11 protein-coding genes, 1 tRNA gene and 1 pseudogene are annotated in these 14,542 nt (G+C 66.5%); 11 read left to right on the top strand and 2 right to left on the bottom strand.

Annotated features, from left to right (window positions below; all coding sequences use genetic code 11):
* From A5733_RS24050 to A5733_RS24040, 3 genes are read left to right on the top strand one after another with little or no spacing between them, the layout of a single operon-like run.
* A complete protein-coding gene (locus A5733_RS24050; protein ID WP_233152773.1) occupies positions 1–1,056 on the top strand; it encodes an ABC transporter substrate-binding protein in 1,056 nt (351 codons plus the stop codon).
* The gene (locus A5733_RS24045) at positions 1,053–1,928 is read left to right on the top strand and encodes an ABC transporter permease (RefSeq protein ID WP_076241915.1); all 876 of its coding nucleotides are present in this window, start codon (positions 1,053–1,055) and stop codon (positions 1,926–1,928) included. The genes A5733_RS24050 and A5733_RS24045 overlap by 4 nt, the downstream gene beginning before the upstream one ends.
* Positions 1,904–2,641 (top strand): ABC transporter ATP-binding protein, encoded by a 738-nt coding sequence (locus A5733_RS24040; RefSeq protein ID WP_076241914.1) that lies wholly within the window; start codon positions 1,904–1,906, stop codon positions 2,639–2,641. Before A5733_RS24045 ends, A5733_RS24040 begins: the two co-directional genes overlap by 25 nt.
* Positions 2,642–2,967: 326 nt before the next feature.
* On the opposite strand, the gene A5733_RS24035 is transcribed toward A5733_RS24040, so the two are convergent.
* A complete protein-coding gene (locus A5733_RS24035) occupies positions 2,968–4,164 on the bottom strand; it encodes an acyl-CoA dehydrogenase family protein (protein WP_076241943.1) in 1,197 nt (398 codons plus the stop codon).
* A 60-nt stretch (positions 4,165–4,224) separates the two neighbouring features.
* Between A5733_RS24035 and A5733_RS24030 the strand changes: the two genes are divergently transcribed.
* The 3 genes and pseudogenes from A5733_RS24030 to A5733_RS24020 all read left to right on the top strand — a co-directional run.
* Positions 4,225–5,781 carry an HD domain-containing phosphohydrolase gene (locus A5733_RS24030; protein WP_076241913.1) on the top strand — a complete coding sequence of 519 codons (1,557 nt, stop codon included), beginning with the start codon at positions 4,225–4,227 and terminating at the stop codon, positions 5,779–5,781.
* A gap of 85 nt (positions 5,782–5,866) precedes the next feature.
* Positions 5,867–7,552: an ATP-binding cassette domain-containing protein gene (locus A5733_RS24025; protein ID WP_076241912.1), complete on the top strand. Its 1,686-nt coding sequence runs from the start codon at positions 5,867–5,869 to the stop codon at positions 7,550–7,552.
* A gap of 63 nt (positions 7,553–7,615) precedes the next feature.
* Positions 7,616–7,735 (top strand): annotated as a pseudogene (locus A5733_RS24020) (XRE family transcriptional regulator); the annotation flags it as partial.
* A gap of 85 nt (positions 7,736–7,820) precedes the next feature.
* Here A5733_RS24020 and A5733_RS24015 read toward each other — a convergent pair.
* Positions 7,821–7,893 (bottom strand) — tRNA-Arg (locus tag A5733_RS24015).
* 106 nt (positions 7,894–7,999) lie between these two features.
* Between A5733_RS24015 and argS the strand changes: the two genes are divergently transcribed.
* From argS to thrB, 5 genes are read left to right on the top strand one after another with little or no spacing between them, the layout of a single operon-like run.
* Positions 8,000–9,649, top strand: coding sequence for an arginine--tRNA ligase (gene argS / locus A5733_RS24010; protein ID WP_076241911.1), 1,650 nt, complete (start codon positions 8,000–8,002; stop codon positions 9,647–9,649).
* Positions 9,650–9,684: 35 nt separating this feature from the next.
* Positions 9,685–11,070 (top strand): diaminopimelate decarboxylase, encoded by a 1,386-nt coding sequence (gene lysA, locus A5733_RS24005; RefSeq protein ID WP_198938920.1) that lies wholly within the window; start codon positions 9,685–9,687, stop codon positions 11,068–11,070.
* On the top strand, positions 11,067–12,386 hold the full coding sequence (locus tag A5733_RS24000; RefSeq protein WP_067772359.1) for a homoserine dehydrogenase: 1,320 nt from the start codon (positions 11,067–11,069) through the stop codon (positions 12,384–12,386). The genes lysA and A5733_RS24000 overlap by 4 nt, the downstream gene beginning before the upstream one ends.
* Complete coding sequence (thrC, locus tag A5733_RS23995; RefSeq protein WP_067772367.1) at positions 12,383–13,483, top strand: threonine synthase; 1,101 nt, start codon at positions 12,383–12,385, stop codon at positions 13,481–13,483. The genes A5733_RS24000 and thrC overlap by 4 nt, the downstream gene beginning before the upstream one ends.
* 3 nt (positions 13,484–13,486) lie before the next feature.
* Entirely contained in the window at positions 13,487–14,434 is a 948-nt protein-coding gene (thrB, locus tag A5733_RS23990) for a homoserine kinase (RefSeq protein ID WP_076241909.1), read from the top strand.
* The last annotated feature ends 108 nt before the right edge of the window (positions 14,435–14,542 follow it).

Below are 14,542 nucleotides of genomic sequence, written 5' to 3'. Positions count from 1 at the left end.
ATGCGTAATCCATTGACTCCGTTCGTCCGTGGGCTGTTTGCCGTCGTCGTCTCCGCCGCGGTGACCGCCTGCCAGACGTCGGGAACTGACACGTCGGCGAGCGGTGGACTCGCCGCCGACGCCGCCATTCCCGTCACGGTTCCGGCCGGCACCACCCTCGTGGTCGCCGACGACGCCAACCGGCTCAAGACGCTGTTCGCGTTGTCCGGCGAACAGGAACGGCTCACCGCCGACGTCACGTACGCGAACTTCAGCAGCGGGCCCTTGCGGCTCGAAGCGATCCGCTCGGGCAATGCGCAGTTGGGCCGGGTCGGCGACGTCCCGCCCATCCTGGCCCACTATTCCGACGCCGGAGTGCCGATCGTCGGCGCCGTGAAGTACGACGGTGATGCGCTGCGGCTGACGACGTCGCCGAAGTCGGGCATCGCATCACTGAAAGACCTGGCCGGCAAGAAGATTGCGATCAACGAGGGCACCGCGCAGCAGGCAGTGGTGCTGCGCAACCTGAAGTCTGCCGGCCTGACCATCAAGGACGTGCAACCGGTCAATCTCGGCCTGGCCGAGTTCGCCGACGGACTGCGCGCCGAGCAGGTGAACGCCGCGGTGCTCAAGCAACCGGACCGGGTCCGCTACCTCACCTCGACGGCGGGGGAGGGGAGCATCGAGATTCCCAACGCGCCCGGCGCCTACCCGGGCCTGTACTACGTCTATGCCAGCCGGGACGCGCTGTCGGACCCCGGCCGGGCCGCGGCGATCCGCGAGTTCGTCATCGCCTGGTACCGCGCCGAACAGTGGCTCAATGATCACAAGCAGACGTGGATCGACGAGTACCTGATCAAGGATCAGAAGGTCAGTCCCGAGGATGCGCGCGTGATCGCCGAGGCCGACGGGAAAACCTCGATCCCGGGATTCACCGACGAGGTCATCAACACCCAGCAGGAGACCATCGACCTCCTGCAGCAGGCCGGCGCATTCTCCGGCGAACAACTGCACGCCAGAGACGAATTCGACTTCCGGTTCGCCGACCTCAACGCGAAGTCGGTGGGCACGCAGTGACCGCCGTCCAGACGGCCCCGGCGGCGTCGACGCAGCCGGATTCGGTTGAGGCCGAAGAGTATCCGCATCTTGAACACCGATCGGGTGCCCAGCGCCGGCGGCGGCTGGGGCCGGGACGGGCGATTCCCGCCTCGCTGGCGATCGGACCGCTGCTTCTGGTGGCGCTCTGGGTCGTCACCTCGCAGCTGGGCATCCTCGACCCGCGGACCCTGCCGCCGCCGCTGGACATCGTGCGCACCATCGGTGAGATGTGGTCGGACGGCCAGTTGCCCACCAACATCCTCGCCTCGTTGAAGCTGGCCTCGATCTCGCTGGCGATCGGTGTGACGCTCGGCCTCGCGCTCGCGTTGATCTCGGGGCTGAGCCGCATCGGGGAGGCCATCGTCGACGGCCCGATCCAGGTCAAGCGTGCGGTGCCGACCCTGGCCATCATCCCGCTGGCGATCATCTGGTTCGGCATCGGCGACACCATGAAGATCATCATCATCGCCACCAGCGTGTTGATTCCCGTGTACATCAACACCACCGCGCAGCTCAAAGGTGTCGACCTACGCCACGTCGAATTGGCCGAAACCGTCGGCCTGTCACGCAGCCAATTCATCCGCAAGGTGGCCATCCCCGGCGCCCTGCCAGGATTCTTCACCGGGCTGCGGCTTGCGGTGACGATCTCGTGGACCGCGCTGGTGGTGGTCGAGCAGGTCAACGCCACCAGCGGTATCGGCTACCTGATGACCCAGGCCCGGCTGTACGGGCAGTTGGACGTTGTGGTGGTCGGCCTGTTGGTCTACGCGGTGTTCGGGCTCACCGGGGATTACGCGGTGCGGGCCGTCGAGAGGAGGGCCCTGTCGTGGCGACGCGCACTGGGAACCTGACCGAAGAAGTGGCCGTCGTGTGGAACCTGACCCGGTCCTTCGGCGGCACAACGATTCTCGATTCCGTCGACCTGACAATTCGCAAAGGCGAGTTCGTCGCCCTACTGGGACGCAGCGGCTCCGGCAAGAGCACCCTGCTGCGTTCCCTGGCCGGTTTGGACCACGGCGTGGACGGAGCCGGAGACCTGTTCATCGCCCGCGACGTGTCGGTGGTGTTCCAGGATTCCCGGCTGCTGCCATGGTCACGCGTGCTCGACAACGTTGCCCTCGGGCTGTCCGGTCGCGATGTCAAAGAACAGGCCAGTGCGGTGCTGGCCGATGTCGGCCTGGCCGGTCGCGAACATGCCTGGCCGTACGAGCTGTCCGGCGGTGAGCAGCAGCGCGTGGCACTGGCCCGCTCGCTGGTGCGCAACCCCGCACTGCTGCTGGCCGACGAGCCCTTCGGGGCGCTCGACGCCCTGACCCGGGTGCGGATGCACCACCTGCTCAAGGAACTGTGCGCCAAGTACCAACCGGGGGTGCTGCTGGTGACCCACGATGTCGACGAGGCCGTGACGCTGGCCGACCGGGTGCTGGTGCTCGACCGGGGAACGTTCGTCGTGGACCGGCAACTGGATTTCGAGACGCCGGACGCGCGCACCTACCGCAACCGGGAGTTCATCGCGCATCGTGAGGCGCTGCTCGGCGCGCTCGGAGTGGCGACCTCCGGTTAATCGCATGGGCCGCAAACAGATCAGTGGTGACCCGCGGTATACGGGTCACCACTGACGTGAGGCGGCGTTCGGAGGCTTACTCCCCCTAGCCATCACCGCCCGGTGCTCGTGTCCTTCATGTTGGCCCCCTGCCGAAGTACCGTTGCACAACGGTCACTGTATACCCTGGGCCGGGTTTGCTGAAGGTGTTTTTTGCGGAAGTTTTCAGATCGTGGACCGACGATGGTTCGTACTGGTAAATAGCTGGTAGTGCAGCTAAGCAATACGCTGTCGGTTGGGCCGCGGAGTCCACCCGTGGGGTGTTTGCCATGGCAACTTTTTTCGCCTCAGATGTCGAGCCCGCCGCGCTTGACGAGTTGCTTGGCGATGACGCCGCGTTGGATCTCGTTGGTGCCCTCGCCGACGATCATCAGCGGTGCGTCGCGGAAGTAGCGCTCGACGTCGTATTCGGTGCTGTACCCGTAGCCGCCGTGGATGCGCACCGCGTTCAGGGCGATCTCCATCGCAGTCTCCGAGGCGAACAGCTTGGCCATACCGGCTTCCATGTCGCAGCGGCCGCCGGCATCGAGCCGCTCGGCGGTGTCGAGCAGCAGGCTGCGGGCGGCGTAGAGCTTGGTTCCCATGTCGGCCAGCATGTTGCCGACCGATTGGTGCTGCCAGATCGGCACCCCGAAGCTCTCGCGATCTTGTGCGTACTGCAGTGCGTCGTCGAAGGCCGCGCGGGCCACACCGGTGGCGCGGGCGGCCACCTGGATCCGTCCGACCTCCAGGCCCTTCATCATCTGGGCGAAGCCGTGTCCCTCGGCACCGCCCAGTACGGCATCCGAATCCACGTGGCAGTCAACGAAATTGATCTCGCAACTTTCCACGCCTTTGTAACCGAGCTTCGGCAGATCCTTCGAGACCGTGAAACCGGGGACCTTCTCGACCAACAGAATCGACACCCCCTTGTGGGCGGGGGAGGCGGTCGGATCGGTCTTGCACAGCAGGGCGACCAGGCCGGCCTTGCGGGCATTGCTGATCCAGGTCTTCGAGCCGTTGATCAGATAACCGGTGTCGTCCTTGGCGGCGACGGTACGCATGGCCTGCAGATCGGAACCGCCACCGGGTTCGGTGAGAGCCATGGTCGCGCGCAGCTCCCCGGTGGCCATCCGGGGCAGGTATTTCTGCTTCTGCTCCTCGGTGCCGAACTGCAACAGCAGCTTCGACACCACGGTGTGGCCACCCATCGCACCGGCCAGGCTCATCCAGCCACGGGCCAGTTCCTCGGTGACCTGGGCATAACACGGCATCGAGACCGCGGCGAAGCCGTAGGGCTCCGGGATCGCCAGGCCGAAGATGCCCATCTCCTTCATCGCCTCGATGAGCTCTTCGGGGTAGGTGTTGGCATGTTCGAGCTCTCGGACCACCGGCCGGACCTGCTTGTCGACGAAGTCGCGGACGGTACTGACGATGGCCTGCTCTTCGGCGGACAAGGTGATCACGGTGGCGTTCCTTTCACGGCTCGAAGAAAAATATTCCATAGCGGCCGGTACGACGATCAGAGCGCTGGCGGATTCCAGTTCTGCGGGCAAAATGAACTCGTGCACCCGCCCGCGACGCGGCACGACTCGGGAAGCGGTCTGTGTAAGGCCGAGTTGCTGGCGGCGGTCTCGCTGGCAATCGACCTCGGCCTCGGCCAGCCGATGGAACACATGCTCAGGTCATCACTGATTTCCGTGCGGCTCGCCGAGCGGATGGGACTCGACCTGCGACAGCGGGCGACGGTGTACTACGCAAATCTGGTTGGCTGGATTGGCTGCCACGCCGACTCCCATGAACTATCCGCTCTCTTCGGTGACGACATCGCTTTTCGGGCTGACACCTACGGCGTGGACCGAGCCGGATTGCCGTTACTGCGGTTGATGATCAGCCACGTCGGACGGGGCCTACCCGGTTGGGAGCGCGGCATCCGGTCCGCTGCCTTCGTGCTCACCGCCCGTAATCGAGTGGCCCAACTCATCAGTTCACACTGCAGTTCAGCCGGCGTGCTGTCCGACCGGATGGGCCTGGATCGTGACGTGGGTGCGGCGCTTGCCTTCGTCTTCGAGCGGTGGGATGGCCGCGGTATGCCCAATAACATTGCGGGCGACAGGATCCCGGTCGAGATACGGATCGTCGGTCTTGCCGATGTGGTCGAGGTTCACCTCCGCACCGGCGGGCTCGGCAAGGCGATCGAGGTGGTGCGGAGCCGTCGTGGCACCCAGTTCAGTCCGGACGTCGTGGATGCGTTCGAGCGCGACGCCGCCGCGATTGTCGACGGGCTGCTCGACGTCGACGTCTGGACCGCGGCGCTGGCCCTCGCACCCGACCGCGATCGGATTCTCAACCAGGACGAGATCGATGAATTCCTCCGGGCGATGGCCGATTTCGTCGATCTCAAATGTCCGGTGTCGCCGGGCTACTCGCGCGGCATCGCAGAGCTGGCCGCAGCGGCAGCCCGGCAGATGCGGATGCCGCGGGCCGAGGTGACGCGACTGTACCGAGCCGGACTGGTGCACGGTCTGGGAAAATTGGGCGTATCCAACCTCATCTGGGAAAAGATAGGTCCGCTGACCACGGCAGAAACCGAACGGATGCACCTGTATCCGTACCTGACGGGACGGATTCTCGATCGCGTCGACGGCTTGAAATCGGTTGTCCCGCTGGCTACCAAGCACGAGGAGCGGATCGACGGCTCCGGATTTCCCAGAGGCATCTCGGGTTCGGAGCTCAGCGTGTCCGACCGGCTGTTGGCGGCGACTGTGACGTATCGCGTTCTGCGAGAGGAGAATTCCGGCGGTGCCGATGTCGCTGGACGGCTGCGCCACGAGGCGCGCGACGGCAGACTCGACACGGAGTCGGTAGAAGCGGTGTTGGCCGCGGCCGGGCATCGGCCGGCGCCACGGGCAGGACCATCATTGCGGCTCACCGCCCGCGAGGTCGAGGTGTTACGGCTCGTCGCGCAGGGGAGATCCAACCGCGAGATCGGGGCCACGCTGTTCATCGCCGAGAAGACGGCGCGCAACCATGTCGAGCGGCTCTATGCCAAGCTCGGCGTCAGCAATCGCACCCAAGCGACCCTGGCGGCCATCGACCGAGGGCTGGCCGGCCCCATTTGAGGCGAATGCCTCATGCGGATTTCAGCGCCTCAGGCCGATGATCGGGACCTGACCAGCTAATTCAGCGTTTTTGGGAGGTTCCATCATGACCGCATTGGCAGTCGAGCCACCGCTCGTCGGGGGTCGAATCGAGGCATTCAGGGTCAGTCGCCACGCCGGCTCCCGGCAGCTCCTGCACGAGCTCTCGCTGACCGTGCAGCCCGGCGAACTGGTCGCCATCGCCGGCGGCAGTGGCGCGGGCAAGACCACATTGCTCGAGACGCTGGCCGGGCTGCAGCAGCCGTCCGACGGAGAGGTCCGGCACGACGGCATCGTTCGCGGCGCGCGTGGGGGCGCCGATGCCCGGGTTGGCTATGTACCGCAAGACGACATCATCCATCTGGAGATGCCGCTGCGCCGGACGTTGCGCTACGCCGCTCGGCTGAGGCTGCCCGCGGGCACCCCGGCAGTTGAGGCTGACCGCGTCGTCGAACAGACGATGCGTGACCTCGATCTGGCTGATCGAGCCGAGGTACCGGTCCGGGCGCTGTCCGGTGGCCAACGCAAGCGGGCGAGCATCGCCGTGGAGCTCCTGACCCGGCCGCGGATCTTCTTCCTCGACGAACCGACCTCCGGGCTGGACCCGGCAACAGCGGCCGAGGTGATGCGTCTGCTGTATCGACTGAGCCGCAGCGGCGTCACCGTCGTTCTCGCCACCCATGAGCCGGCCGGCATCGAACTGTGCGATCGGGTGGTGTTTCTCGCGCGCGACGGCTTCCTTGCCTTCACCGGCAGCCCGGCAGACGCCCGGCGTTATTTCGGCGTCGAGGATCTGGCCGAGATCTACGAGAAACTTGCCACCGAGGGGACCCCGGCGGCCTGGGCGCAGCGGTTCGACGAGCAGCGTCAGGTCGCGACCAGCGACCATGGCGAGACAGCAGCCCTGGTTCCGGTCGATCCGGCAAAGAGCAAGACTCCCGGGATGATCGAGCAGTGGTGGACCTTGACGCGGCGCAATGTCGACGTGCTCCTTCGTAATCGGCTGACGCTGGCGATCCTGCTGGGCTCACCGGTCTTGGTCACCGCGATGATGGCGACGCTGTTTCGGCGCGGCGCCTTCGATGCCACCGCTGTGTCCGATATCGGTCCGGCACAGATTGTTTTCTGGATCGCGTTCGACGGCTTCTTCTTCGGTCTGACCTACGGCCTGCTGCAGATCGTCGGGGAGATGGCGGTATTCCGGCGGGAGCGGCTGGCGGGCGTGAGCGTCGCCGCGTATGTGGGATCCAAGCTGACCGCGCTGCTTCCGGTGCTCGCTCTGGTGAGCGCGGTACTGCTCGGCGTGCTGCGAGGCCTCGGCCGGCTGCCTGCACTCGGGTGGCACGTGTACGGGCTGTTGTTCGTGACGATCCTCGTGGAGGCAACCTCGGCGCTGGCACTGGGTCTGTTTGCCTCGGCCGCGGTCTCCAATGCCGCGCAGGCCGCCCTGGCGCTGCCGATGCTGTGCTTCCCGCAAGTTCTGTTCGGCGGTGCGATCGTGCCCGTCGACGACATGGCCGCCCCCGGTCGGGTCATGAGCTATGGCTTGGCCAACCGGCATGCGTTCGAAGCGCTCGGTCGGGACCTGGACCTCGACCGGTTCACCACCACGCTGCCGGCCATGTCCGGCTATCGCGACACCTTCAGCGGCGGCACCGGCACCAGCCTCATTGCGCTGGTCGCGTTCACCGTCGTCATGGTCACGGCAACCGTGTGGGTACTGCACCGCAAGTCGGCGCCGGGAGCGTTCTGAAGATCAGGTCGGCAGGCCCGCGAGGAACATTGACCTCGTGGGCCTGTACTCACGCAGCCGCGCGTCTCGGACCTGTTCCGGGGCAAGGTTTCCAAATTCTCGCTGGACGCCTTGGTGGACGCCGCCGCGAAGCTCGGCATTCACGTGCGTGTGGAAGTCGTCGATCACTGCATCCCGACGTGATCTCGCACCGTTCGCACACCCGGTCGCGAGGCGGTCCAGGTGCGTGAGCGAAGTAAACGTCCTGGTCAGTGGCGGTTTAGAAGAGTGCCCCCGGCAGGATTCGAACCTGCGGCCTTCTGCTCCGGAGGCAGACGCTCTATCCCCTGAGCTACGGGGGCGCGGGGCTGAAGATCAGCTGCGCCGATTGGGCTTGCATAGCGTAGCGCATGCCGCGGCCAATATGGATTCGGGGCGCAGCCACCCCAGACCATAGGATGGACCCTCGTGACCCCCGCCGACCTTGCCGAGCTGCTCAAGGCCACTGCCGCCGCAGTGCTGACCGAACATGACCTGGACACCGCCGCGCTGCCCGACACCGTCACGGTCGAGCGCCCGCGCAACCTTGAGCACGGTGATTACGCGACCAACCTCGCGCTGCAGCTCGGTAAGAAGGTCGGGGTCAATCCGCGCGAGCTGGCCGGCTGGCTGGCCGCCGCGCTGGCCGCGGCCGACGGCATCGCTGCCGCCGAGGTCGCCGGACCCGGCTTCGTCAACCTGCGCATCGAAGCCTCCGCGCAGGGCGTCATCGTCACCAACGTGCTGACCGCCGCCGACGCCTACGGCAACTCGACCGAACTCGCCGAGAAGATCAACCTGGAATTCGTCTCGGCCAACCCGACCGGGCCCATCCACATCGGTGGCACCCGCTGGGCCGCCGTCGGCGACGCGCTCGGGCGCCTGCTGACCACCCAGGGCGCCGACGTCACCCGCGAGTACTACTTCAACGATCACGGCGCCCAGATCGACCGGTTCGCCCGCTCGCTGGTCGCCGCGGCCAAGGGCGAGCCGGCCCCCGAAGACGGCTACGCCGGCACCTACATCAACGACATCGCCGCCTCCGTGCTGGCCAAGCGGCCCGACGTGATGAGCCTGCCCGCCGACGAACAGCAGGAGACGTTCCGCGAGATCGGCGTGGACCTGATGTTCGCCCACATCAAGGAATCGCTGCACGAGTTCGGCACCGACTTCGACGTGTACACCCACGAAGATTCGATGCACACCTCCGGTCGCGTGGACCAGGCCATCGCCAAGCTGCGCGAGACCGGCAACATCTACGAGAAGGACGGCGCAACCTGGTTGCGCACCACCGAGTTCGGCGACGACAAAGACCGCGTCGTCATCAAGAGCGACGGCAACGCCGCCTACATCGCCGGTGACCTGGCGTACTACCTGGACAAGCGTCAGCGCGGGTTCGACCTGTGCATCTACATGCTCGGCGCCGACCACCACGGCTACATCGCCCGCCTGAAGGCCGCCGCTGCGGCGCTGGGGGACAACCCGGACACCGTCGAGGTGCTGATCGGCCAGATGGTCAACCTGGTCCGCGACGGCCAACCCGTGCGGATGAGCAAGCGCGCCGGCACCGTCATCACCCTCGACGATCTGGTCGAGGCTATCGGCGTCGACGCCGCGCGGTACTCCCTGATCCGCTCGTCGGTGGACACCCCGATCGACATCGATCTGGCTCTGTGGTCCAGTGCGTCGAACGAAAACCCGGTCTACTACGTGCAGTACGCGCATGCCCGGCTCTCGGCGCTGGCCCGCAATGCCGCCGATCTCGGCGTCACTGCCGATACCGCCCACCTGGATCTGCTGACCCACGAAAAAGAGGGCATCCTGATCCGCAACCTGGGCGAGTTCCCCCGGGTGCTGAAAGCCGCTGCCGCGCTGCGGGAACTGCACCGCGTGTGCCGCTACCTCGAGGATCTGGCCGGTGACTACCACCGGTTCTACGACGCCTGTCGGGTGCTGCCGCAGGGCGACGAGACACCGGGTGACCTCAACGCTGCCCGGCTCGCGTTGTGTGAGGCGACGCGGCAGGTGATCGGCAACGGTCTGGCCATCCTCGGCGTCACCGCCCCGGAGCGGATGTGAACGCGCACCCCGCCGGGCCGCGGCACGCCGAGGAGATCCATCACCCGGGCGCGCCCGCCAAGCCGCAGAGCCCCGAGGAGATCCTGCTGCTAGCCCCCAAGGTGTGGCCCCGCAACCTCGTTCGCGGTGACGACGGCGTGGTGTCGACCGCCGGGGTGCCGGTGACCGATCTGGCTGCCGAGTACGGCACACCGTTGTTCGTGATCGACGAAGACGACTTCCGGTCGCGTTGCCGAGAGATCGCCGCGGCGTTCGGCGGTGGAGAGCACGTGCACTACGCGTCGAAGGCGTTCCTGTGCACCGAGATCGCGCGCTGGGTGGCCGCCGAAGGACTGTCGCTGGACGTGGCGACTGGTGGTGAACTGGCGGTGGCACTGCACGCCGATTTCCCGGCCGAGCGAATCACGGTGCACGGCAACAACAAATCGGTGGACGAGCTGACGACGGCGGTCAAGGACGGGGTCGGGCACATCGTGCTGGATTCCGAGATCGAGATCGAGCGCCTGGACGCCATCGCCGGTGCGGCCGGCGTCGTCCAGGACGTGCTGGTGCGGGTGACGCCGGGCGTGGAGGCGCACACGCACGAGTTCATCTCCACCGCACACGAAGATCAGAAGTTCGGATTGTCGCTGGCCAGTGGCGCGGCGATGGACGCGGTCCGCAAGGTCTTCGCCACCGAAAACCTGCGCCTGGTCGGCTTGCATTGCCACGTCGGCAGTCAGATCTTCGACGTGGCCGGATTCGAGGTGGCCGCCCATCGGGTGATCGGCCTGCTGCGTGACGTGGTCTCGGAGTTCGGTGTGGAGAAGACCTCCCAGATGTCGGTCATCGATCTCGGTGGGGGCCTGGGTATCTCGTACACCCCGCAGGACGATCCGCCGCCGATGCAAGAGCTGGCCGACAAGCTCAAGGCCATCGTCAAGAGCGAATCGGAGGCCGTCGGGCTGCCGACCCCCAAACTCGTGGTGGAACCGGGTCGTGCGATCGCCGGACCGGGCACGATCACCCTCTACGAGGTGGGCACCGTCAAGGATGTGGCCGTCAGTGCCACCGCGCAGCGTCGGTACGTCAGCGTCGACGGCGGGATGAGCGACAACATCCGCCCGGCTCTGTATGACGCCGAGTACGACGCGCGACTGGTCTCCCGCGTCAGCGACGCCCCCGCAACCCTGGCGCGCATCGTCGGAAAGCACTGCGAGACCGGCGATATCGTCGTCCGCGATACCTGGGTGTCCGAGGACATCACGCCCGGTGACCTGTTGGCAGTCGCCGCCACCGGCGCGTACTGCTACTCGATGTCGAGCCGCTACAACCTGCTGTGCCGACCCGCCGTGGTCGCAGTGAAGGATGGCAAGGCGCGCCTGGTGCTCCGTCGGGAGACCGTCGACGATCTGTTGAGCCTGGAGGTGAGTGGTCAATGAGTGAAAAGCCCATCGGTGTAGCAGTTTTGGGGCTGGGCAATGTCGGCAGCGAAGTGGTGCGCATCATCAACGAGAGCGCCCCTGATCTCGAAGCCCGCATCGGTGCGCCCCTGGAGGTGCGGGGCATCGGGGTGCGCAAGGTCTCCGATGACCGTGGCGTGCCCAAGGACCTGCTCACCGACGACATCATCGAGCTGGTGTCGCGGGACGACATCGACATCGTGGTGGAGCTGATGGGTCCGGTGAAGCCGGCGCGCAAGGCCATCCTGGCCGCGCTGGAACAGGGCAAGTCGGTGGTGACCGCCAACAAGGCATTGATGGCCCAATCCACCGGTGAGTTGGCGCAGGCCGCCGAAAAGGCTCGCGTCGACCTGTATTTCGAGGCGGCGGTGGCCGGCGCGATCCCGGTGATCCGGCCGCTGACCCAATCGCTGGCCGGTGACACCGTGCTGCGGGTGGCCGGCATCGTCAACGGCACCACCAACTACATCCTGTCCGAGATGGACAGCACCGGAGCCGATTACAGCTCGGCGCTGGCCGATGCCAGCGCGCTCGGTTACGCCGAGGCTGATCCCACCGCCGACGTCGAGGGCTATGACGCCGCGGCCAAGGCCGCGATCCTGGCCTCGATCGCCTTCCACACCCGGGTCACCGCCGACGACGTCTATCGCGAAGGCATCACCAAGGTGAGCCCGGCCGACTTCGAGTCCGCCCGGGCGCTGGGCTGCACCATCAAGCTGCTGGCCATCTGCGAGCGGCTCACCACTGATGAAGGCAAGCAACGGGTCTCGGCCCGCGTGTATCCGGCGCTGGTGCCGCTGTCGCACCCGTTGGCCGCGGTCAACGGTGCCTTCAATGCGGTGGTGGTCGAGGCTGAGGCAGCCGGCCGGCTGATGTTCTACGGCCAGGGCGCCGGGGGAGCACCGACCGCCTCGGCGGTGATGGGTGATGTCGTGATGGCCGCGCGCAACCGCGTCCAGGGCGGCCGCGGTCCGCGGGAATCCAAGTACGCCAAGCTGCCGATCGCCCCGATCGGCTTCATCCCCACCCGCTACTACGTGAACATGAATGTCTCGGATCGCTCCGGCGTATTGTCCGCCGTGGCAGCCGAATTCGCCAAGCGTGAGGTCAGCATCGCCGAGGTGCGCCAGGAGGGCATGGTCGACGAGGAAGGCCGGCCGTGCGGGGCCCGCATCGTCGTGGTCACCCACCAGGCCACCGACGCCGCACTCTCGGAGACCGTCGAGGCACTGGCCGATCTCGACGTGGTGCAGACCATCAACAGCGTGCTGCGTATGGAAGGAACGAACGCATGAACCCCGGGACGCAAGGCAAGACCAGCGCAGGGCCGGTACACCGGCCCTGGCCGGGACTGATCGAGGCCTACCGCGATCGGATGCCGATCGGTGCGGACTGGACACCGATCACCCTGCTCGAAGGCGGCACGCCGCTGATCCACGCCAAGCGGCTCAGCGAACAGACCGGCTGCACAGTGCATCTCAAGGTCGAGGGGCTCAACCCGACCGGCTCGTTCAAGGACCGCGGCATGACCGTGGCGGTCACCGAGTCGCTCGCCCGCGGACAGCAGGCGGTGCTCTGTGCGTCCACCGGCAACACCTCAGCCTCGGCCGCGGCCTATGCGGCCAAGGCCGGCATCACCTGTGCGGTGCTGATCCCGCAGGGCAAGATCGCGATGGGCAAGCTGGCGCAAGCTGTCATGTACGGCGCCAAGATCATCCAGGTCGACGGCAACTTCGACGACTGCCTGGAACTGGCCCGCAAGATCACCGCGGACTTCCCGACCATCGCCCTGGTCAACTCGGTCAACCCGTACCGCATCGAGGGTCAGAAGACCGCGGCGTTCGAGATCGTCGACGCCCTGGGTACCGCTCCCGACGTGCATTCGCTGCCGGTCGGCAACGCGGGCAACATCACCGCGTACTGGAAGGGCTACCGCGAATACCACCGCGACGGATTGACCGACCGGCTGCCGCGCATGCTCGGCACCCAGGCGGCCGGGGCCGCGCCGCTGGTCCTGGGTGAGCCGGTCAAGGAACCCGAGACGATCGCCACCGCCATCCGGATCGGATCCCCGGCCTCGTGGTCTGGCGCTGTCGAGGCCAAGCAGGAGTCCGAGGGGCGGTTCCTGGCGGCCACCGACGAGGAAATCCTGGCCGCGTACCACCTGATCGCCCGTAGCGAAGGGGTGTTCGTCGAGCCCGCGTCGGCCGCGAGCGTGGCAGGCCTGCTCAAGTCGATCGAGGACGGCTGGGTCAAGCGCGGCTCGACGGTGGTCTGCACCGTCACCGGCAACGGACTCAAGGATCCCGACACTGCGCTCAAGGACATGCCGACTGTCACCGCGCTGCCCGTCGATCCGGTCGCCGTCGTCGCCGAGCTCGGACTGGCCTAGCTGGTGAAACAGACCCTCCCCGCCGGGCTCACCGCCACCGCTGTCGTCGCGGCCTCCAGCGCCAATCTCGGCCCAGGCTTTGACAGCCTGGGCCTGGCGCTCAGCCTGTACGACGAGATCATCGTCGAGACAACCGAATCCGGCCTTGAGCTCGAGGTCGAGGGCGAAGGTGCGGGCCAGGTTCCGTTGGATGCCACGCATCTGGTGGTTCGGGCGATCGAGGCAGGGCTGCAGGCCACCGGTCATCGGGCTGACGGCCTGATCGTCCGCTGCCACAACGAGATTCCGCACTCCCGTGGTCTCGGCTCATCCGCGGCAGCCGTGGTCGGGGGTTTGGCCGTGGTGAATGGTCTTGTCGCGCAAACTGGTTCAGACCCGCTGACGGAAGAACAGTTGATCCAGCTGGCCAGTGAGTTCGAGGGGCATCCGGACAACGCTGCCGCGGCGGTACTCGGCGGTGCGGTGGTCTCCTGGACCGAGACCGATGAGAGTGGGGGGCCGCGGTACCGTGCGGTGCCGGTGCGGGTCCACCCGGACATCCGTCTGTTTCCGGCGGTTCCGCAGCAGCGGTCGTCCACCGCGGAGACTCGGGCGGTACTGCCAAACGAGGTCAGCCACCTCGATGCCCGGTTCAATCTCAGCCGGGCGGCTCTGCTGGTGGTGGCGCTGAGTGAGCGTCCAGATCTGTTGATGACGGCCACGCAGGACGTGTTACACCAGCCACAGCGTGCCGCGGCGATGCCGGCCTCGGCGGAATACCTGAACCTCCTGCGACGTTGTGGAGTGGCAGCGGTGCTGTCCGGGGCCGGGCCAACGGTCCTGGGGCTGAGTTCGGCGGTGGGATTGCCTGATGAGGCCATGGATTACGGCACTGCCAACGGATTCACCGTCAGGGAAATGTCGGTCGGAGCAGGCGTTCGTTGGACGTCGGGCGTGGCCGTCAAGAACTGACGAGCGGCAACACGAGGAGAAGTGAGCGCCACACGCTCGGCGTCTCGTTGCTTGATTACTTCACCAAAGCGAGTTATTCTCGCTTTCGTCCAGCATTCGCAGGGTCTC

This window comes from Mycobacterium sp. NS-7484 (genome assembly GCF_001953975.1).
GTDB lineage: Bacteria > Actinomycetota > Actinomycetes > Mycobacteriales > Mycobacteriaceae > Mycobacterium.
The sequence above is the reverse complement of the archived record's forward strand: the minus strand, read 5'-3'. Positions and strand labels throughout refer to the sequence as shown.

What these genes read in the sequence shown, in the direction of transcription:
- A5733_RS24050 (WP_233152773.1), top strand. Translation starts at nt 1, where the DNA reads ATGCGTAATCCATTGACTCCGTTCGTCCGTGGGCTGTTTGCCGTCGTC.
- A5733_RS24035 (WP_076241943.1), bottom strand. Translation starts at nt 4,164, where the DNA reads ATGGAATATTTTTCTTCGAGCCGTGAAAGGAACGCCACCGTGATCACC.
- A5733_RS24025 (WP_076241912.1), top strand. Translation starts at nt 5,867, where the DNA reads ATGACCGCATTGGCAGTCGAGCCACCGCTCGTCGGGGGTCGAATCGAG.
- A5733_RS24000 (WP_067772359.1), top strand. Translation starts at nt 11,067, where the DNA reads ATGAGTGAAAAGCCCATCGGTGTAGCAGTTTTGGGGCTGGGCAATGTC.
- thrC (WP_067772367.1), top strand. Translation starts at nt 12,383, where the DNA reads ATGAACCCCGGGACGCAAGGCAAGACCAGCGCAGGGCCGGTACACCGG.